Raw genomic sequence first — 22,030 nt, forward strand, 5'->3', positions numbered from 1 at the left:
GACGCCACTCTACGATCAGGCCGCATTGTCTCTCTCCGGTAGCGGCGCTTCGCGGTCAGATTGGCGGGAGGATGAGGGCGCTGGAAATGGCTCCCCGGCTTGGGATGCACGGTTCATCTCCGACGGCGTTCGGACCGGGGCTGGCAGCGTGAGCGCGGCTTCGTTCTGGTGCATGGTCATCATCCGCTCGATTTCGCTGGCCAGCGTGTGAATGTCGTACTGCTCTACGGTTTCCGGCAGTACGTCGAGGCCAATGGAATTGAATAATCGTCCCCACGCCGCCTGGGCACGCGAGTAGGCGGCTTCGCGCTGATATTCGGACAGCAGATAACGGCTCTCGGCACGGATGACTTCGAGTTCGGAGCCGATCGCGCTGGACGCTGCCGCCTTGGCGTAGGCCAGCAAATCCTGATCGACGTCCAGGCTCTGATCGGCGTAGTCGAGCTCTTCCTGGGCCAGGTGATAGCGCAGCGCGCCGACTCGAACCTGGGTCAGCACGGCCATCGACAACGCCGTGCGGCGCAGATCGTCGACTTCCGCCTGCGTCTTCTGGGCATTGTCGAGGTCGGGATATTGCAGCAGACGCAGCAGATTGAGCGAGACGTTGACGCCGCTCTGGGCCCAGTTGTTGTTGTACAGATAGTCGTTGGAGTCGTATTCGACACCTGCGCTCAGGGTGATGTTGGGCCACAGTCGCGCCTTGGCCGCCTCGAGATCGAGTTCGTTGACGCGTTTGCGATACCACTCTTCCATGATCTCCGGACGATGCTGTAATGCCAGGGTTTCCAGATATTCGACGTCGACCGCCTCCGGTGGCAGGTCGGGCTCCGGCTCGTCTGCCAGCTTCAACTGGGTGCCCGGCGGCAACGACATGAGTGCCGCCAACTCGGTTTGTGCCAGCTCCAGGTCCTGGCGGCGCGCGGTGAGCAGCGTGGTGGAGTCGAGCAGGGCGCGCTGGTATGCCAGCACTTCCTGGCGTGGCAGCAGGCCCTGATTTTGGGCCTGGCGCGCCGCATCCAGCGCCACTTCGGTCCGTGCCAGCAACGTATTCAACTGCGGGATCAATCGCTGTGCCGATAGCGCGCGCCAGTAGGCGTTACGCACGTCGCGCAGCACGTTCTGCGCCACTTTGCGGCGGCGCTCTTCCGCCATCAGAATCTGATCGGCTTTCTGCTGGTTTTCGTAGTAGGCCAGGCCAAAATCCAGCAGGCTCCAGCTCAGGCCGAGACCGGCGGTGGTGCGGTAACGCTCTTCCGAGGTCGAGGCACGCAGGCTCTCCTCGCCGTCCTCGATACCGATGGAGGTGCCGCCGGAATCATTGCTGCGATCGCTGTAACCCGCGTCGGCCACCAATTGTGGCAATAGCTCGTGACGGGAGACATCCTGCAGGTTCGAGGCCAGCGCGCTCTCCATCAGTTTGAGCCGGTAGTCGAGGTTGTATTTCAGCGCGCGAGCGGCAGCTTCGTAGAAGGTGATCGGCTGGTTGATCGGCTCCTGATTGCGATACATCTGCTCCTGATCGGCGATGGCTCGTTGGCGAACTTGCGCTTCGCTGTAGGGTTGGGGTTCCAGGCTCGAGCAGGCACTCAACGCCATGGTGGCGGCGATGGCTGCGCCGAGGGTCGTCAGGGGCGAGCGAATCATGCTTTGTCCTTATACTGTGATCCGAAATCGGACTCCATCAGGAGAGGCACCTGGCGCTGGTGAGAGGCCAGGAGCTGCTGGCGGAAGCTCTGTGCCACCGCTAGATGGGATGTCTGACTGGAATGTCGCGTCGAATGGCCTTCATTGGCCTGCGCGCGGCTATCGTCGACGCCGGTCGAGTCGAATGGCGGTGATGACCAGGCACTGTCATTGCCGTTCGCCGACCGCGATTGATCGCCGGTCTGACTGGTAGATTGATCCGGGGTGAGTTCGTTACTCGGCGGCTCGTCATCGCTGCTGGACGCACCGTCGCTGAATTGACCCTCTGACAATCCGAGTCGGGTGGGTGCATATAGCGACGGGTCCGGCAACAGCCCATCGGCGGTGAGATCGGTGCGGCCGTGGCGGCCCAGCAGTAGTAGCTGATCCTGCTCGGCGTAGCTGCGACTGAGCTCGATGCTGGCGCCGACGAATTGCCCCGGCACATCTGCCAGTCGGTCCCGCAGCGAGAGCGTACGAATCTCGAGCGGGCTCACCAGCCCGGGCTGCGTACCGTTGGACACCCGCAGATAGTTGGATATCTCGATATTGTTCTGCTCGACTTCCGGCGTCACGAAGACGACCGGATCGATATCCGGGAGCTCACCACCAATGCCTGGCGGCGGAATCAGCCCATCGGCATGAGGCCCGACGCTATCCCCCCTGACAGGAATGTAGGGCGCCGCAATATCCAGCGTGATACTGAGGTTGGCCGACGTGGTCGCACCCGTCGTATCGGCGACTCGATAAACGAACACATCGTTCAGTATTTGGCCGCGACCCGCCGCTCTCAGCACGTCCGGGTTCGAGAGGTCGATGGCGTATTCGTAGCGGCCATCGGCGTTCAACATCAGCGTGCCGTACTGCCCCTGCAAGACTTCGCCGGCCGGGCGCGCGGCACCGCCTCCCGCCGGGCGCATGTCGATGACGCGGAGACTATCGTTGGCGTCGACATCGCTATCGTTGGGCAGCACGTTGCCGATGGCTTGCGGAGAGGGCGTTTGGTCCGTGGCCAGATTGCTGTCGTCGGCGGCCATGGGCGTATCGTTGGCGCCCTGGATGACGACCGTCAGGCGGGCGCTGTCGGTTTCCCCTGCGCGGTCTCGCATGACGTAATCGAAGCGCTCGGTGAGTGTTTCTCCCGCCGTGCGCAGCGCCTGAACGTCGGGGTTGTCGTTGTCGACGAAATATTGGTAACTGCCATCGGCGTTGAGCGTCAGCGTGCCGTAGCGACCCTGAAGCGTCTCTCCGGCCTGGGCGTTCGTCGACGTGTTAGCCAGGGCGACGCTGATGACTGTCTTCGTTTCGCCGTACGCCGGACCGTCCACATCCGTGTCATTGGTCAGCACGTTACCCGTCGGGTCGACGCCGGTGGTGCTGTTGTCGACACCGCCCGCTTCGACGGCCGTGGCCGCGTCATCGCTGGCGATCGGGTTATCGTTGCGCCCGTCCAGGGTGATGGTCAGTTCGGCACTGGCCGTCGCGCCCCAGCGGTCGTCGATGGTGTAGGTGAATACGTCGGTCAGGGTTTGCCCGCTCTGTCGCAGCGCCTGCACCGCGGGATCGTCGTCGTTGATGTCGTAGCGATAACTGCCGTCCTCGCTCATCACCAGGCTGCCGTATTGCCCTTCGAGAGCGTTATCGAGCGAGCCATCCGAGCCGGTGTCCTGAGTACCACCGGTTCGGATGGCGATGACTTCGAGATTGGGGCCGAGCGCACCGGGGAAGGCGATGTCGTCCGGATCGCTATCATTATCCAGCACGTTGCCTGACGCAGGGCGGCCGGTGGTGGCGTTGTCGCTGCCGCCGGCTTCGATGGCCGTACCGGCGTCGGTATTGGCGACGGGGGCGTCGTTACGGCCGCGAATATAGACCGTCAGCTCAGCTGCATCGGTCAGATTGCCCTGGTCCTGAGCGGTGTAGGTGAAGTTATCGACCACGAAGTTGATCGGACCCAGGGCGGTGATCGCGGCATCATCGACCACATAGGTATAGCTGCCATCAGCCTGCACTGTCAGCGTGCCGTAGGTACCGACGATGTCCACGCCGCCCGCCTGCATGTTGGAAGCGACCGCTCCTTCTGCTTCCTCGCCGGCGCGTACGCCGTCCACCACCAGCGTATCGCCGTTATCCACGTCACTGTCGTTGTCGAGCAGATTGCCGGAAGGGTCGCGGCCGGGCGTGGGGTTCGACGGTGTATCCGCCACGGCCAGCGCGAGATCGTCAGCGGCGGTGGGGGCATCCCAGGCACCTTCGACCGTCAGTGTCAGCTGGGCGGTATCGTGAGCGCCGACCGTGTCGGCCATCTGATAAGTGAAGACTTCGTTCAGCGAGTCACCGGGTACCAGGGCCTGCACAGCGGCCAGGTCGTTGTCGACTCGATAGGTGAAGCTGCCGTCCGCATTGAGGGTCAGCGACCCGTATTCGCCCTGGACGACTTGAGTGTCACCACTAGTGTCGCCGACCGTGACAAAGCGTCCGCCGTCGTCTGTCGATCCCGTGCGAATGCCGACGACCTGCAGGGTGTCACCAACGTCGACGTCGCTATCGTTGTCCAGCACGTTGCCGCTGCCATTCTGGCCCGCGGCGCCGTTGTCGGTCCCGCCGGCTTCCGCTGCTGTGGCGCTATCGTTGGTGGCTATCGGATTGTCGTTGCGGCCTTCGATGGTGATCGTCAGGGTGGCGCTGCTCTCGCTGCCGAGAGTATCGACAGCGGTGTAGGTAAAGATCTCCGTCAGCGTATCGGATGACGTTCGCAGCGCCTGTACAGCGGGATCGTCGTTATCGATGATGTAGCTGAATTCACCGTTTGCGTCGAGCGTCAGCGTGCCATAGGCACCGTTCAAGGTGTCACCAGGACTGGCATTGCTTGAGGTATCAGAGCCTTGGGAAAAGCCATTGACCGTCAAGTCCTGGCCATCGACATCACTATCGTTGTCGAGCACGTTGCCGCCGCCATCGCGTCCTGGGTTGGCATTGTCGAGTCCGCCGGCCTCGATGGCAGTGGCGGTATCGTCGACCGTCGACGGCGGGTCGTTGGCCCCCGTCACGGTGACATCGAGCTGAGCCAGATCGACGTTGCCGTCACTATCGACGATGCGATAGGTGAAGGTTTCGCCAAGGGTCTCTCCGGCCGGCAGGCGCTGAACGTCAAGATTATTGCCGTCGACCTCGTAGCGATAGCTGCCGTCGGCCCCCAGGGTCAACGTGCCGTAAAGGCCGGCAATGGCGGTTCCATCGCTGTCGGCGGTAGACCCCGGGTTGACGTCAGTCAGACTGCTACCGGCTGACTCGCTACCCGGTCGGATGCCGTTCACGCTCAGCGTGGTATTGGGGCGATCAATCGCGTCGACATCGCTGTCGACGCCATCACCGTCATCGTCGGTGATCACGTTGCCGGTGCCGGCCCCACCCGGTGTGGCGCCATTCGTCGACGGCGCCTGAGCCGTGGTGTCGTTGTCGGTCGCCACGGGCGCATCCTGGTTGCCCTCCACGGTGATGACGAGGTTGGCGACACCGTTCAGTCCCGCGGCATCCGTGACCCGATAGCTGAAGGCCTCCGACAGTGAGTCCCCCGCGCCCAGGCGCTGCACATCGGTATTGTCGTCGTCGATTTGATAGCGATAGCTGCCGTCGGCACCGATCGTCAGCTTGCCGTACTGACCCTCGATCACGCTACCGCTTGTACTGTCGGTGTCGTCATCCACGGCCTCGAAGGCGCCCGAGGTGTTGTCATCGCCCAGGCGAATACCGCTGACCTCACGGGTTTCGCCTGCTCGATCCACGTCGGTGTCGTTGTCGAGCACATCGCCGGTGGCATCCTGGCCGCCGCTGCCATTGTCGACGCCGCCGGCCTCCGTGGCGGTACCGCTATCGTCGACGCCGACCGGCGTATCGTTGGCGCCATTGATCGTGACCGTGATGGAGGCGGTCGATGTCAGGCCACCCGCATCGGTGATTTCGTAGGCGAAGGTCTCCTGCAGCGTATCGGATGCCGTTCTCAGCGCCTGAACGTTGGCATTGTCGTTATCGACGAGGTATTGCGCAAAGCCGTCGCTGCCGATCACCAGCGTGCCGTAACTGCCGCTGATGTCGAGCGGTATTGCCGGGTTGGCGTCGACGAGCTCGAGACTGCCGGCGTCGATACCCGCCTGACTGACGCGCAGCGTGTCGCCGTTGGTAGCGATATCGATGTCGGTGTCGTTGTTCAGCACGAATCCGTTGGGATCGACGCCAGGGATATTGTTGCCAGTGCCGCCGGCTTCAACGGCAATGGCGGTATCGTCATTGGCCACGGGCGCATCGTTGACCGCATTGATGGTGATGGTGAGCGTGTCGATATCGATGAGATCGTCGTCCGACGATTCGCCGGGAATCCCGTTCCCCTCGCTGCTATCGGGGTTGTCGCCGAAGTTCCCATGATCATGGGTGGTGATGGTCAACGTGTCGGTGCCGTTGACGTTGGCGTTGCCGAGATAGCTGAGGCTGGCGAGTGTCGTATTGATCTCGTCGACGGTGCCGCTGAGCGTGACGGTGTTGCTGTTGTTGCCCGCGATCTGCGACCCGCCGGCATTGGCGATGGCCAGCGTGCCTTGGGTGACGCTCAACACCACTTCGAGATCATTGGCTCCGGCCTGATCCGAGGAATCCCGCGCATCCGGATCGCTGATCGAGAGCCCGTCGATAGCGATGGACGTATCTTCGTCGCCGCTGGGCGCGTCAGTCGGCAGATCGTTGACCGGGGCGTCGTTGAGTTCGACATAGCCGATATCAGCGTCGTCGGTGCCGCCGTCAGCAAGGTTGATCTCGACAGAGGTGAGGCTGCCATCGCCGTAATTGCCGCCGTCGCTATCGACTCTGGCGCGCACGTCACCGGCCGAGGTGTTCGGATCGGTGTCGGTGAAGTTCTCGGCGCTAGTGATGCGATAAAGGCCGGTGGGGAGGACACCGAACTGGTATTGGCCAAGCGTGTCGGTGGTATCGATGAATTCCGCGTCGTCAGTGTTACCGAATATACCGTCACTGCCGGCCCAGGTCAGGGTGACCGTGCGACCCGTGAATCCGGCTTCGTCATCGTCCTGCACGCCGTTGGCGTTTTGGGTATCGTTCCACAAGGTCCCTGAAATCACGCCCAGGCCGGCACCGCTGGTCAGAATGTAGTCATTGGGACTTCCGCCGATGCCATCATCGCCATTGCGTTCACCATCTTCGGCCCCGTCGGTGTCGCCCACGTCGGTTCCGCTGAAGCTTTGAAAATCTTCCGGCAGGCTGGACCAGGTCAGCGTGGCCTGTGCATCGGTCGGGCTGATCACGCTGTCGTTGGGTACCTCGACGCTATAGGTCACTTCGATCGAGGTGCCAGGATCGAGCTGGTCGAAGCCAATCGAAACACCGTTCGGATCATTGACCAGGCTGACGCCGTCCGGCAACGAGTCAGGCTCGTAGTCCTGACCATCGATGGTCACGTTGGTGACGCTATAATTGGTACCAGCGGGAAAGCTATCGCTGAGCATGACATCGTAAGCCGGCGCGCTGCCATTCTGAGTGAAGTTCAGATCAACCGTGGCGTTGCCTGTGGCTTCCCCCGCATTAGGATCGAAAGCGGTCACGGTCTTGTCGAGGCCGTTGAAGCCTGGCTCGACAATCTGCTCTGTGATCGTTGTGCTGGGCGTTTCGGTGCCATCGCGGCTTTCGGTAACGGTCATGCCAAGCGTCTGGCCGGCGACATTGCTGGCGACGTTAGCCACGCGGACGTTGAACTCCAGCGAGATGCCTTCCTTGTCGGCGTCATTGTCGGCGTTGATCAACTGACCTAGCTCGATGGTCAGAGTCCGGCCGTCAGACGATATCGAGTAACGGCCTGGGTCCAATGTTCCTGCGGGGCCGTTGCCGAGGTCAGCGGGAATGTCGCCGGCCTCCACAGACTGATCGTTGCCGTTGATGCTATTCGCACCGGTATCCAGATCGCTGCTCAATCCGTCCTGATTGGCGATAAAGGCCATCAGAATCTGGTTGGCGGTTTCTGGCGGAATCGTCAGGCCCTCTTCGACTTGAATCGTCAGCTGATAATTGTCGATAGAGCCTTCGGGGATGAGCGCCACCACGCGATAGCGAATGATCTCGCCGACTGCGACGTCCTCACTCGGCCCGCTGGTCGGGTCGGCCGCCGCGGTGTCGTCCAGGCCTCCAATCCGCGACACCCGCAACGCCTGAGCGACAGGGATGGTCAGCGTATCGCTGCGCTGGTAATCGTTCAGCACGCCGCTATTCAAGCTGCCGTCCACGCCGGTGCGTTCGCCGGCAGCGTTGGCCGGGCTCTCCGAGTCATTGTCCAGGCTGGTCCACTGGACCTCGGCGGTGCTGGTCAGGCTAGTGACATCGGCCGCGGTAGCGGCCACGTTGCCCGTCAACGTGACGACGATGCTCTCGCCGTTTGCCAGATCGATGTCGGCGCCATCGACGGATTTCAGCACGCCGTCGACGATCTCGAAATCACCAGCAGCCGCGCCGGTAATTTCAGCGATGTCGATACCGTTTAGCTGGTCTGGTAACTGCGTGTTCAACGTGAGGCCAAAGGCGTCGATATCGGAAGTGTTGCTCAAGGTGACGTTGAAGGTGACGGTATCACCTTCATCCACGCCGACGCCGAGGTCGGCCACAGACGGTACGGTCAGGGTCTGTTCCACATCGACGGTGGGCTCTACCAACGTGGTGGAGGCTTCGTCGCCGCTCAAGGCGATATCGCGATCCACCGCGCTGTCGTTATTACCAGCATCGCCATTGACGGTGTCGCCGTCGATATCGGAGTACGTCAGGCGGGCGCTGTTATCGTGCGTGGTGCCGGATTGACTGCCGGGCGTGGTTTCACCTTGATTGCCGAGCGTGTTGGCGGCGATCAGGCGCAAACGGACCACGAAGCTGTTGTTGTTCGTTGCGTTATCGTCATCGACGCTGCTGGCGTCGATGACGAGGCGGCCATCGGCAGCATCGAAATCCCCGGCCGTCAACGTTCCTGCGAAGTCGTTATCGATGGCGTCACTGCCCGCGGCCGTGGTGATGAGCTCATACCCGTCGCCGCCATTGAAGCTGCCGTCCAGTATCATGCCGGCGGGGATCAGATCATCGACGCTAAGGCTTTGCGTGGTGCCTTCCGGCAGGGTGACGACGATGTCGTAGGTCATGGTCTCGCCGACGACCAGATTCGCATCGTTGGTGTGCGCCTCGCTGGAGTCGTCTTCGCTCAGGCTGCCGTCGGCGAAGTCGATCCGAATCGCCGGTGCGGCAACCTGTTGAGTGGCATCGTCGGTCAGGTCGATGGGGGTAAAGTCGCTGCCGTTATCGACGCTGGCATATCGGTTCAGCGTCGCCGTGGTCCCCAGTGTGCGGCTGGCGGCCACGGCGCCCATCACTTGCACGTCGTAGGCGATGACGACCAGGTTAGTGCCACTGTCGTCATTGGCGGTGCCCGCGCGGCCGGCCTGCAACGTGGCAAGGCCGCCGGCATCCAGCAGGTTGATGGTGTTGCCGTCGACTTCGTAATCGGTGCCTTCTGTCAGCACGGTGGAGCCGTCGCCGAGGGTCAGCGTCAGGTTGGCGAGATCCAGGCTGCCGTTCGTGAACGTCAGATCCGGAGGCAGGGTGATCGACGTCGAGACGTCGAAGGCGCCGCCACCACCGGTATTCTCCAACACGGTGGCTAATCGCAGACTGTCGCCCGCGTCAATGTCACTGACGTTGCCGTCGACGACCGAGGGATCGGTAATCGGATCATTGAACGGCACTCCCGAAGTGAGCGGGGCGTTCCAGCTACCGCTGGCTCCTGTGAGCGTGCCGTGGGTCGTACTGACGACGCCATGGGTGATCGAGACCACCGGCTCGGCGACCGACTGCACCTTGGCCACGTCTTCGGAGACCAGCTCGTTCTTGTCTAGCGTCGTGGTCTGTTTCGACTGTGCCAGGATGTCCAGCGAGCGATTGTCGGCGAACGGCTGGTCACTCACCGTCATGGTAAAGCTGACGGCAATCGTGCTGCCGCCGAGCGCTTCGGTGGCGTAATCCTCGAAGGTGAAGATGACGGCGTTGCCCGGGCCGCTTTCGACGCTTTCGATAGCACCGGGATGGGTATTGTCGGCGGCTATCTCCCAACTCCCCGGGCCGTCACCTTCTGACCAGTCAATGTCCGAGACATCGAGCAGTGGCAGCGGCAGATAAGCAATGAACTGCAGATTTTCGTGATCACCGGTCACCAGTTCATAGCGCAGGGTAAAGGTGACGTCTTCGCCCGGCGCGAGTTCGGTGTCGCCACCATCGATGCTGATATCGACCGTGCTGGTGGGAATATCGAAATTGGTAGATGAATTGTCCGACTGGTTTTCGCCGCTGAGGTTGTTGGCGTCGATCAGAACCGAGCCATCGACTAATGCATCGTTGCCAAGGCTGTCGCCCTCATTGATCTCGGGATGGTCTTCGTCAGTGACGTAGCTCTGACTGATCAGCGCACTGTAGCTAATGACCGCCGAGGTGGCAGTGCCATCGATGGTGTTATCGAAGGCCGCATCTCCTACCAAGCCACCCACCAATCCATTCTGATCAGGAAAGGCTTGCTGCATCGAAGCGGCGATATCGAACACCAGTGTCGTGGTGCCGTCATCGTTGGTCGTTTGGGTATAAATCAGATCGACATCGACACTATCCGCGCCGACGAAGGTCACCGTCATCGAGGGCGGAGCGTCAGTCGTATCCAGAACCTGACCATTGCCCAACGTGTCGGTGACGCTGAATTGGCCTGTATCCTGAGTGTCGTTACCGAAGGCAAAGTAATCCGAGAGCGCCACGTCGAGTCGATACGCCAGCGTATCGCCGGGGCTGATACCGCTGCTGCCGGTATCGATCGCGATCGTGGCGCTCTTTTCCAGGGTGATGGATTTAGCGGTGAAGGAAACCGACTCGCCGACGCCATCGAAGGCGATCTGATTGTTGTTATCGGGATCCTGATCGCGCGGATCCTTCGGTGTCCAGGCGCCCGTGCCCGTCGGCGCACCGAAGGTGATCGTCACATCGTCGCCGGTGGTCGGGTTCAACACCGGGTTGCCGTTGGCGTCGCTCTCCGGCACGTAGAAATCGACTCGGCTGGAAGTCTCCGTCTGCAGGGTGTCGTAGGTGACCGTGTACTCCGTGAGGAACACGTCATCCCGGGCGATCAGCGTATTGATCGCGGCCTGTCCGTTGACCACCCGCCCGCTGGCTAGCGTGATGGAACTCAATGTACCCGTACCCGGATCGATCGCCGTCACCTGCACGTTGGTCGGGATCGGTTGGGTGATGGTCACGTCGGTCAAGGACTGTGTGTCCACACCGGCCCCCGCCGGTCTTACCGTGGTGGTCAGGCTATGGGTGTAATTTTCGCCGCTGGCCGTCTCGTTCTCATCCATATCCAGCGCCTGCTCGACGGCGATGACGGTGGGGGACACGGTGAAGACCACAGATTCCGTGCCAATCAGGCTGGGATCATTGCCGGGGTTATCGAGCGCGTCATTGCCCAGCTCGAAACCGCCCACGGCGGTGATATCGAGATTCGGTGATCCATTGACCGCTGCCGTATCGGCCAGGTCGCTGAGCGTGGCGTTGACGCTAACGACGATGGCGGGCTGGTCCTGCGTCACACTGGCGAAAGGCAGCGAGATGACCACCAGCGTGTCGCCGGCTTGATAGCCATAGTCCGCAGCCTGAATCACCAATGCGTCGCCATTGGCATCCTTGGCGAACGGGTGTTGGGCTTCGCCATTGGCATCGAACGTGACGCTTTGGAGATCGAGACTGCCGCCGAGATAGCTGGCCGAGTTGATGGTGATGCCGTCATCGACTTCGGCGCCGGCGCCATCCTTGCCCGTGGTGGGGACGAGCAAGTTGATGAAGGGCGCGTAACCCTCCTGACTGGACGCGGTTTCGAAGTTGACGGTGAAGTTGAAGTCTTCCCCCAATGGCACGCTGTCACCGGAAGAGGGCAGGCTGACGCGGGGATCGGCATCGGCCAGCAGGCTATCCATGCTGGTGAGCCGGAAAAGATCCAGCCCGGATGGCTGGTCGAGATCGCCAATGGTCGTCTCGAGTTGCCAGTCGCCATTCAAGCGTAGCGCGCCGGTGTCATCGTCGGAAGCGCCCACATCGGCTTCGGTCACTTTAGCCAGTGAATCGACCAAGGTCGCCCCAGTGTTGTCTGCACCGATGCGGCAACCGTATAGCAGGAGATCGGCATCAGCGGTCAAGGCGTCGCGCCATTGACCTAAACGGCCTTCGAGAGAGTCCAGGGTGTCGCTGGCGACACGCGTACTGCCTAACTGGAACTGTCCGGCAGCCCCGTGGCTGAAAATTTCGATGCTCTGCACATGGTCCATGCCGGCAAGTGCGGAGGTGATGGCATCGACCCCATCCTGCTCGGCCTTGACCACCAACAGTTCTGTGGATGTCCTGGCGCTATCGACGATGGCCTGGCGCTGCTCGGGGTCGAGGCGGGCATCGATGACGATCAGATGGCTCTTGCTCTGTTCGTGGGTGGATTGAGCCTCTGCGCCCTCTCTTGCCCCCGAATCCGTAACGGCGTGATGCGTGTCACCGTCCTTCGTCGCTGCGTGATCGGTATCTGCCATGTCGACTGCAACGGCAGCGGCACCATCGAACAGCAGGCGGGGTTCGAGTGCCAACAGGCGTGACCGAGGTAGTGTTCCCTTCATGAACTCTCCAGCGGCAAGTATTATTTTTTGCCCTACCTGTCCAATGGCCTAAAGGGCGAGGGTAGAGGTGTTCTTAAGGCCAATAATTAGAATAGTCGTTATTTAATCTGTCTTGTGAATGACTTTAGTAGAAATAAATTTATCTATACTAATTAAAGTTAGAAAGGGTGTTGTCGAGGAAAAACGCAATAAACTCAGCGATGTATTTGATGATTTTAATAGTGAATCGATATTGATGTTTTTACTATAAGCAGTTTCCAGGGATGTCTTAAATTATTTAATTGTAAAATTATGTTTCGTGATGGTATTTTTGCGACGTTGCTATTGGTACGGACAGACATTTTCATGTGCTTTGCATGCGGGCATGGAATGACTTCTGTAGGTGTTATCAATAAATCAATATAAACAAAAGCTTATATTGATGTGTGGCTTTGTTGGTTCTCGATTTTGTCCGAACGACCTGGGTCCGTGTTTTCGTCTGAAGGTGCTTCCGGTTTGGAAGTGGTAGTGAAAGCCAGGGGTAAGCCAGAGATGCACAGTCGAAGCGACTTGGCGTATCCGGTCTTATCGCTGCGTGAAATGGTAATCAGGAAATAGCACTGCGTGGCGACCAACCTGGCAGCAGCATTCCGGCGCTGGCCTTCATTGTCACGCCGCCTGCCGAGGCTCGGGCATCTCCGAGACCAATTGGCGCGCGAAATCGGTCAGCATTTGCCGGACTTCCGCATGACTCTCGGGTGCCCAGCGTACGACGACCTCTGCCAAACGTGCCCGAAACCGCGCGGTGAGCTGGATGATCAGCTCATGCCCGGCCGGCGTGGCAGACAAGGTCTCGTCTTCCTGCCGAGCGATCAGGCCGCGCTCCGTCAGGCGTTTCGAAATCTGGGCGAGAGTGGCGTCTCGTCCATTCGGCTTGGCGGCCTGATCGCTGTCGGCGCGCACGGTCTGCAACAGCAGCCAGGCCTCTTGCGGCGACAGATCCGCCTTGAGGCTCTCCAGAATTCGCCGCATGGCTTCCCAGCGATTCGGCCCGGAAACCGCGATGGAGATAATCCTCTCCAGCTCCTCCAGTGAAGAGGCCTGACGCGGCATGGCGAAGCTGTCGGTTAGATCGGAGGCGGTCGTACCGTCGCCCACGGTCTCGCGCAACGGTATCTCGGGGAGAAGCAACGTGAGCACGAAGCTCAGGGCTGCAAGAGCCGCCGCGATCAAAAATACCGGGCTCAGTGCATCGGAATAGGCCACGCGGTAGAGCGTACGGATATTGTCCGGTAAGGCCAGAATACCGGCGGGGTCCGACACGATCTCAGCGCCTTCGGGCAGGCCTTGCGCCAGCCCTGATGCCAGACCGACAGCAAATATCGTCCCGGCGGCCGCGACCCCCAGGGCTGCGCCGATGGATCGAAAAAGCGTGACGCCCGACGTCGCCACGCCCAGATTCCGATAGTCCACCGCGTTCTGCACGGCGAGCACCATGACCTGCATGACCAGGCCGATACCGGCACCGAGCACCAGCATATACAGCGCTATCATCCAGCCTGGTGTCTGCATTTCCAGCCGTGACATGAGCAGCAGACCGACGCTCATCAGCGCCGTGCCAACGATGGGAAATAGGCGATAGCGGCCGATCCGGCTGATGATCCGACCACTGATGATGGACGTTATCAGCATTCCGCCCATCAAGGGGGTCAGCGCTATCCCCGCCAGCGATGGAGTGAAACCGTGAACGACTTGCAGATAGATCGGCATGAACGTGACGGCCGCAAACATGGCCATACCGACGATGAAACAGACGGTGGAGGAGATGACGAATGTGCGTTCGGAAAACAGCTCCGGCGGCAGGATCGGCTCTTCCGCGCGACGCTCTACCCAGGCGAGACCGATAAGGCCGATTACGGCCACGGCGGCAAGCAGCAACTCGGTGGGGGATGTCCAGGCAACGGATTTACCGCCGAGGCTACTGGCCAGCACCAGCGCGGTCAGTCCGAGTCCCAGTAGCATCGCCCCCAGATAGTCGATGCGCGGGCGGTGACGCGACGCCGATGGCGAGAAAGTCATGGTGATCACGGCAAGCGCGGCAAGACCTATCGGCACATTGACGAAGAAGATCCAGTGCCAACTGGCGTGTTCCACGATATAGCCGCCAAGCAATGGCCCGACGACCGTCGAGACCCCGAACACGGCGCCGAAATACCCCTGATATCGACCTCGCTCGCGCGGACTGACGATATCGCCGACCGCCGCCATCGAACTGACCATCAGTCCTCCACCGCCGAGCCCCTGAACCGCGCGAAAAATGATCAACTGCGTCGTGGATTGTGCCAGGCCGCAAAGCGCGGACCCCAGCAGGAACAGAATGATGGCGACCTGAAGCACCGCCTTGCGGCCGAAGATATCCCCCAGCTTCCCGTAGAGCGGTGTGACCACTGTCATCGCCAGGATATAGGCCGTCACGATCCAGGCGAGATAGTCGAGCCCGCCCAGCTCGCCGACGATTGTCGGCAGCGCCGCCGATACGATGGTCTGCGACAGCGAGGAAAGAAACATGACCAGCATGAGGGCACCAATGACGATGCGCGTCTCTTGTTGAGATGGGGTCGCGATATTAGCCATTTGTAGATGCTCTCCGTCATGCTTCGTCTTGATGAGGTCCGTAAGGATACGGGAGGGCGGCTGCGCCGCTAATGATCACTGAATGGCTATTGGTAATGTCACGATTGAACAAACCGAACGGGCTCTGTCCGTGCAAAGTCGCATTGCTCAAGGGAATTTACGTTTAGACTAAGTTTTATCGACAACAATATTTGCTATTTTTTGCCAATCAGGAATTTTATTTAAAATTGCCACGCGTGGCTTCATCTCTAGGGGTTATCGAAGAAGTCAGTGGCATGTCAGCTATAGGTCTATATAAATGGAGGTGATGTTGCAACTGCTAAATGAATGCCTCTGTCAGATTTTTTGTTTCAATTTGTGACTGTTGATTGGGAATAATTTTTTAGAAAATGCTTATGCATAATTAGGAATTTTTCGCGATAAATCAACATTCACAGCAGTTAATGTACAATATGTCACAATGTTTGCTTTGCAGAAGCAAAATGTCTCAGCCATAAATTTATCTGTAATTACAAAGCGAAGATCATTCGCTGAATAATAAAGTGAAGCCAACTTCGAATGAAAGTTGTTGTTCGAGTCAATGGTCTTGACTGCCAGAAAGTGCTTTCAAAGTACTAAGGGGACTGGTCATGGGGGGCGCTACGACGCAGAGGTTGGTGAGTTTTCACACGGCTGCCGTTACTTGCCTTGTTTTCACATATAGTCCTATGTCTTCCGCCGATGATCAGGAACTGGCCAAGAAGCTCAGCAATCCAGTAGCCAGTTTGATCAGCGTTCCTTTCCAACTGAACTACGACGAAGATGTTGGTGCAGGCAACGGTGAGCGATTCCAGCTCAACATTCAGCCCGTCATTCCGTTCGGTATTTCGAAAGACTGGAATCTGATCAGCCGGACGATTTTCCCGATCGTCAGCCAGAACGATGTCGTGCCCTCCGAAGGCAGCCAATTCGGCACCGGAGATACAGTACAGAGCCTTTTCTTTTCGCCCAAGGCACCCACGGCGTCAGGGCTGATCTGGGGTGTGGGTCCGGTTTTCCTGTTGCCGACTGCCAGCGAGAATACGCTGGGGAGTGAAAAGTGGGGCGCCGGCCCGACCGGCGTGGTGTTGCGGCAGAGTGGCCCCTGGACAGTCGGTATGTTGGCCAACCATATCTGGGATTACGCTGGCGATAGTCATCGCAACGATATCAATAGCACCTTCCTGCAACCGTTCACGTCTTATACGACTCCTGCCGCGTGGACCTACACCGTCAATAGTGAGTCGACCTACGACTGGGAGGCGAACCAGTGGTCGGCGCCGGTCAATTTCCAGATCACCAAACTGACGTCTCTCGGCTCGCAGCCCTTCAGCGTGGGTGGTGGGCTGCGCTATTGGGTCGAATCACCTGACGACAGCGGGCCTGACGGGTGGGGTGTCCGTCTGATCGCCACCTTGCTGTTTCCAGAATAAAGAACCTCTCGTAGAAGCGGGGCAGGGAACATGAATCACTCTCGAATCATTCCGTGGGGCTGGCTGTGCGTGAACTCTCCAAACCTGGAGTCGCCCCGCGGTCATGGCTGCCGCCATCAGCGTGCCGTGGTGATGGCGCTGATCGCAAGCGGTTCGGTGATCGGTTACAGCGCTGTAGCCGAAGCCGGTGGCATTTTGCTTTATGAAGCCGGGCAGGAGGACAGTGGCTTGGCCAATGCGGGGTCGGCCGCCAGGGCGATGGACCCGAGTGTATTGATGACCAACCCTGCCGGTATCAGCCGACTGGCCGGCAATCAGCTTTACGTGGGTGGGCAACTGATCGTTGGGCGAATCGACTTCGACCCGGATGGCAGTACCAACACCTCCGGTGGAGACGGTGGTAATGCCATGGTGCCCACGCCAGGGCCTAGTCTTTTCGTCAGCCATCGAGTGGATGAGCGCTCAACGATTGGCCTCGGAATTTACGGGAATTTTGGTCTGGGGTTGGATTACGACAATGACTGGGTTGGCCGCTACGTGGTGCAAGAAACCTCCATTGTCGCTGCATCACTGCAGCCGACCTATGCCTATCGCTTCAATCCCAAGCTCTCGGTCGGCATCGGTCCGCGTCTGGTCTACGGCAATTTCCGTACGGAATCCGCGGTGAACAACAACGTGCTGGGTGGCGCTGGTTATGACGATGGTCAGATGGAATACGAGGATCACGATACCGCCTGGGGCTGGAACCTGGGCGCGTTATACGAAATGGATGACTTCACCCGCTTCGGGCTTGCCTATACCAGTAAGGTTGATCTCGATTTTGATGACAAGCCGAACTTCCGCGGCATCGACAACCCCGTGTTGGATACGACAATTCAGCAGGTCGCAGTCAATCGCGTGGGCCTGGGCCTACGGATTCCCGAAACGTTGACGGCGAGTGTTTTCCACCAAATCAGCGATGCCTGGGCGGTCATGGGCAGTGTGGGTTGGCAGAATTGGTCCGAATTCGGCGATATCGGTGTCGAGTTCGATAGTGGCTTGGGCGACGCCTCCACTGAAGCGGACCGTCATTATCAGGATACCTGGCACGTCTCACTCGGGGCTCAACATCAAGTGAATCACCGCCTGCGCTGGAACATGGGAATCGCCTATGACAGTTCCGCCGTCAAGAACGCGGATCGAACATTGGACAACCCGATGAACGAAGCGTGGCGGCTGGCGACAGGGATCAACTACCGCTGGGACGACCAGCTCGACCTGGTCCTGAATTACACCTTTATCTATCTGGGCGACATGGATGTCGACCAAACCAAGAATCTTTCCGGTCAGCGCGTCAGCGGCGAGTATTCCAGCACCTACCTGAACGTGTTTGGCGGCGGGGTGAGATGGCGTTTCTAAATGCAAAAAACGATGCCCGAAGTGAGGACAGCGACCATGAACTCAAAAAAATAACCTTCGACTTGATAGAAGGTAGCAGTAGAGGCGCTTGCGTCTTAATAACGCTACGAAAGCAGTAGCACTGGGAAGTCTAGAAGTGCCAACGATTGAGTAGATAAAGGATCTCGTCATGAAAACGAAAAGTACTTTTCTAGCGGCAACGGTCGTCACGATGTTTGGCATGTCCGGCATCGCTCTAGCCCAGAGCGATGCCATGGAAGAAACCTACGAAGCGAATGAAAAACCGCTGGAGGCCGAGTCGACATCCGAGAGTGCCGGAGACGCGAATACCGATGCCGGAACCGGGCATAGCGAATCCAGCGATAAATCGATAAACGCTGTTGGTGAAGAGACCAATAAAGCGACTGATATAGAGCAGGATGAGGAAATGAGAAAGCTGGACGCGGAGGGTGATAGCGAAGCGGAAAGCGAATCCCAGGAGCAAAAATAACGTTTACCATCGCTAAAGGAGACCCGAGTGTGGCGCTACAGATTTAGCTCCGCGTTCGGGGCTCTCATGGATAATGTGGGATCCAAGTGAACGCATCATGAACGGAAAACTGTCGCAATTGGTCTGCCGTTCTCTTGTCGCGTTTCATGCTGATCTTCCTAGTGGGAACCAGATGATCTCTCAACGATGGAGTGACGGCTAGTGTCGGATACTATCCGCTTATCGACGGCTCAGGATTCTACGCGAGGGTGGCTTTCGAGTCGTTTAAAGCCTCCGCTTTTAATGGAAAATCGTGAGTTTTTCATCGCTGAAATGGCGGGTTGCCATGATTCGTTTCGCACTGATAGCAGCGTCGTTTTGCTGGGCTCAGTGGGTTGCCATTGCGGCAGTCCATGCGGCGGAGAGTAAAGACGAGTCATGGTTTTCCCGAACGGTGGATTCGTTCACGGACGACCAGGATGGCTGGTTCGATGTGTCGTCGTTCCTGGCGAGCGGGGGGGTTTTGGTCATGCCGATCATCATCACCGAGCCTGCCGTCGACGACGGCTTCGGTTTGATCGCGTATTTCGTGGAACCCCCTGAGCCCGGCAGTGACTTACCGCCGACGCGTACGATATTGGGCGGCGTGAGAACGGGCAACGGTTCCGAAGGTTTCGGCGTCATGCGTTCGGGCTCGTTTGCAAAGGGCCGGCTGCTCTATAACGCGGCCTTCGCCAAGGGCGTGCCGATGCTGGATTTTCATCCCGGCAACCGAGACGCGGCCGTTGGCTACACCAACGATATCGAATACGCCGCCTTCAGAGTGCGCTATCGCTTCGAAGATACCGGCTTTTCCGTCGGCCCCTCGTTACGCTGGCGGCGCAATGACGTGAAGCTGGATACCCACGGAAACTTTCCACGCGTCGACGATTTCGCCGGGCGTGAAACGCAGCTCAACTCCATCGGGCTGGAGGGGCATTTCGATAATCGCGACAACCCGCTGACCCCCACTTCCGGTCTCAACGTCGTTGCGGATTGGCAGAATTTCAATCAGGTCGTGGGTAGCGACGTGGATTTCAATTCGCTCTCGCTTTTCGGCGCCTGGTTCGCGACCCGTGACGCTTGGACGTTGGGTGTCATGGGCAGTTCCAGTGTGGTCTCGAGCGGCGCGCCTTTCTTCATGCTGCCGGACATCAACATTCGAGGACTGGAGCGCAATCGCTACACCAGTGACAAGGTGCTTTCCTCGGAGCTCGAGCTTCGTCGCCAGCTGAACCCGCGCTGGGGCGTCCTCGGTTTCACCGGCTATGGCAAAGCCTTCGGCGATGACGAGCAGCATGCGTCCACCTGGGGCGCGGGTTTTCGATATCGGATCGCCAGGCAGTTGGGGCTGGATGTCGGCGTCGACTATGCGTTCGGCCCCGAACAGAATGTGCTCTACATCCAGTTCGGACACGCCTGGGGATCTCAGATGGACTAAGACTCAATATGAAGATTTTTCAGTGTAGAAGAGTGCTGTACGGATTCCGGAAAGGCGCTGCCAGTTCCCGGACTGACAATCTTCATACCGCCTGCCGAGGCTCTGTCATATCCGCGACCAGTGTATTAAAGATAGCGAACCGAATTTTTCGTATTGCTCGAAAAAACGATTCGAAGGCTAAATAAAAGAGGGGCGCGAATATTGTCATTGTCGGAACCCGTCCAACGCGCTCGCGTCAGCCGGTATTGGATGTCGGTTTCGAGTATTACTTAGAGGTTGAGAGAGCGTGTTATCCATGCGATTCGGGCACGCATTTAGATGAAATGAACCTCTGATGGATTTGCAAGATAGGCTGCTTGACGCTAAGAATATGATTATTAAAGGAGTTGGTTCGTGTCGCAAATAATTTACACAAATTTACGCTAAAATTCTCTATCTGATTTGATTGTTAGTCTACATTAGAAGAGCAAAATTAGTATCCCGAAAATGGCATGTCCCCCGCCTAATCATTTTTGCTAGGAGATGCATTCAATGGAACTCACGCCACAAAAAAAACCGCCTTCGCTGCATTGGCCCGGTTTCCTGTCTGCTGCTTTAGTTGTAGCAATGGCTTTGCCGGGAACAGCACTGGCTCAGGAGAATCAAAATCAATCAGAAAACTCATCCTCATCAAAACCCAATATTCTGGTCCTGTGGGGTGACGACATTGGCCAGTCCAATATCTCAGCCTACACGCGGGGATTGATGGGCTATCACACGCCTAATATCGACCGCGTCGCCAGCGAGGGCATGATGTTCACGGATTATTACGGTGAGCAATCGTGCACGGCGGGGCGATCCTCGTTCATTACCGGCCAGAGTGTGTTCCGCACCGGCCTTTCCAAGGTCGGCATGCCGGGCGCCAAGGAAGGGATGAGTCCAGAAGACCCGACCATCGCCGGGCTATTGAAGGCGCAGGGCTACGCGACAGGTCAATTCGGCAAGAACCACCTGGGCGATCGCGACGAGATGTTGCCCACCAACAACGGTTTTGACGAGTTTTTCGGCAATCTCTATCACCTCAATGCCGAGGAGGAGCCAGAGCTGCCGGATTATCCGAGGGATATGGTGCTGGCGGATGGCCGGACCTTCGAGGAAGCTTACGGACCTAGAGGGATCATTCGCTCCACGGCGGATGGGGAGATCGAAGATACCGGGCCGTTGACGCGCAAGCGCATGGAAACCGTCGACGACGAAACCTCGGCCGCCGCGCTGGATTTCATCGAACGCAAGACGCAGGCCAGTGAGCCTTGGTTCGTGTGGTGGAACGCGACCCGGATGCACTTCCGAACGCATGTGAAGGATTCGCTGCGGGGCATCTCCGGGCAGAACGAGTATTCCGACGGCATGGTCGAACACGATCGTCATGTGGGGCTGTTCCTCGACAAGCTCGATGAGCTCGGCATCGCCGACAACACCATCGTCTTTTATTCCACCGACAACGGGCCGCACATGAACTCCTGGCCCGACGCCGGGATGACGCCGTTCCGCGGTGAAAAGAATACCAACTGGGAAGGCGGTTGGCGGGTGCCCGCCATGGTGCGCTGGCCTGGGCATATCGAAGCGAATTCGATTTCCAACAAGGTCATGCACCATATGGACTGGCTGCCGACGTTCCTGGCCATTGCCGGCGATCCCGATATCAAGCAGGAGCTTCTGGATGGTGGCGTGCAGGCGATCGGGCGCGACTACAAGACCCATCTCGATGGCTACAACTTCCTGCCCTATCTGACGGGCGAAACCGACGAAACGCCGCGTCACGAGATTTTTTACTTCTCGGATGACGGCGATCTGATGGCGCTGCGGTACGACGACTGGAAGCTGGTCTTCATGGAGCAGCGCGCCCAGGGGACGTTGTTGACCTGGTCCAACCCGTTCACACCGCTGCGCGTGCCGTTGATCTTCAATTTGCGCCGCGATCCCTACGAGCGCGCGCCGATCACCTCCAATACCTACTACGATTGGCAGCTTGACCACGCCTTCATGCTCGTCCCGGCTCAGGCCTATGTCGCGAAATTCCTGGCAACGTTCAAGGAATTCCCGCCACGTCAGGAAGCGGCCAGTTTCAGTCTGGACAAGGTGATGGAGACGCTGCAAGAGCCTATCGCTCAGTAGCCAGAGCTTCAGAGGTGAGAGCTTCTGGAGTAAGCGCAATACGCGGGCGAGT

The 22,030-nt window shown here is 58.9% G+C and carries 8 protein-coding genes; 5 read left to right on the plus strand and 3 right to left on the minus strand.

Annotated elements, in window-relative coordinates; genetic code table 11:
• Nucleotides 1-15 precede the first annotated feature (15 nt).
• From DOM27_RS13185 to DOM27_RS13195, 3 genes are all read right to left on the minus strand, one after another.
• Nucleotides 16-1,644 carry a TolC family protein gene (locus DOM27_RS13185; protein WP_110656525.1) on the minus strand — a complete coding sequence of 543 codons (1,629 nt, stop codon included), beginning with the start codon at nt 1,642-1,644 and terminating at the stop codon, nt 16-18.
• Nucleotides 1,641-12,413: a VCBS domain-containing protein gene (locus DOM27_RS13190; protein WP_110656526.1), complete on the minus strand. Its 10,773-nt coding sequence runs from the start codon at nt 12,411-12,413 to the stop codon at nt 1,641-1,643. Before DOM27_RS13190 ends, DOM27_RS13185 begins: the two co-directional genes overlap by 4 nt.
• 648 nt (nt 12,414-13,061) lie before the next feature.
• Nucleotides 13,062-15,026: an MDR family MFS transporter gene (locus DOM27_RS13195; protein WP_110656527.1), complete on the minus strand. Its 1,965-nt coding sequence runs from the start codon at nt 15,024-15,026 to the stop codon at nt 13,062-13,064.
• A gap of 707 nt (nt 15,027-15,733) precedes the next feature.
• On the opposite strand from DOM27_RS13195, the gene DOM27_RS13200 reads away from it, so the two are divergent.
• The 5 genes from DOM27_RS13200 to DOM27_RS13220 all read left to right on the plus strand — a co-directional run bounded on the left by DOM27_RS13200 (nt 15,734) and on the right by DOM27_RS13220 (nt 21,978).
• Nucleotides 15,734-16,477, plus strand: a complete 744-nt coding sequence (locus tag DOM27_RS13200) for a hypothetical protein (protein ID WP_223162349.1) — start codon at nt 15,734-15,736, stop codon at nt 16,475-16,477.
• 30 nt (nt 16,478-16,507) lie between these two features.
• On the plus strand, nt 16,508-17,875 hold the full coding sequence (locus DOM27_RS13205; protein ID WP_223162350.1) for an OmpP1/FadL family transporter: 1,368 nt from the start codon (nt 16,508-16,510) through the stop codon (nt 17,873-17,875).
• A 169-nt stretch (nt 17,876-18,044) separates the two neighbouring features.
• Nucleotides 18,045-18,365 carry a hypothetical protein gene (locus DOM27_RS13210; protein WP_110656528.1) on the plus strand — a complete coding sequence of 107 codons (321 nt, stop codon included), beginning with the start codon at nt 18,045-18,047 and terminating at the stop codon, nt 18,363-18,365.
• Between the two features lie 292 nt (nt 18,366-18,657).
• Nucleotides 18,658-19,824, plus strand: a complete 1,167-nt coding sequence (locus tag DOM27_RS13215) for a BamA/TamA family outer membrane protein (RefSeq protein ID WP_157956771.1) — start codon at nt 18,658-18,660, stop codon at nt 19,822-19,824.
• A 606-nt stretch (nt 19,825-20,430) separates the two neighbouring features.
• Entirely contained in the window at nt 20,431-21,978 is a 1,548-nt protein-coding gene (locus DOM27_RS13220) for an arylsulfatase (protein WP_110657778.1), read from the plus strand.
• Nucleotides 21,979-22,030 lie beyond the last annotated feature (52 nt).

This window comes from Salinicola halimionae (genome assembly GCF_003206065.1).
Classification (GTDB): Bacteria; Pseudomonadota; Gammaproteobacteria; order Pseudomonadales; family Halomonadaceae; genus Salinicola; species Salinicola halimionae.

Bases quoted from the DNA above. Each gene is read 5' to 3' on its own strand.
- DOM27_RS13205 (WP_223162350.1), top strand. From the start codon at position 16,508: ATGAATCACTCTCGAATCATTCCGTGGGGCTGGCTGTGCGTGAACTCT.
- DOM27_RS13190 (WP_110656526.1), bottom strand. From the start codon at position 12,413: ATGAAGGGAACACTACCTCGGTCACGCCTGTTGGCACTCGAACCCCGC.
- DOM27_RS13200 (WP_223162349.1), top strand. From the start codon at position 15,734: ATGTCTTCCGCCGATGATCAGGAACTGGCCAAGAAGCTCAGCAATCCA.
- DOM27_RS13220 (WP_110657778.1), top strand. From the start codon at position 20,431: ATGGCTTTGCCGGGAACAGCACTGGCTCAGGAGAATCAAAATCAATCA.
- DOM27_RS13210 (WP_110656528.1), top strand. From the start codon at position 18,045: ATGAAAACGAAAAGTACTTTTCTAGCGGCAACGGTCGTCACGATGTTT.
- DOM27_RS13195 (WP_110656527.1), bottom strand. From the start codon at position 15,026: ATGGCTAATATCGCGACCCCATCTCAACAAGAGACGCGCATCGTCATT.
- DOM27_RS13185 (WP_110656525.1), bottom strand. From the start codon at position 1,644: ATGATTCGCTCGCCCCTGACGACCCTCGGCGCAGCCATCGCCGCCACC.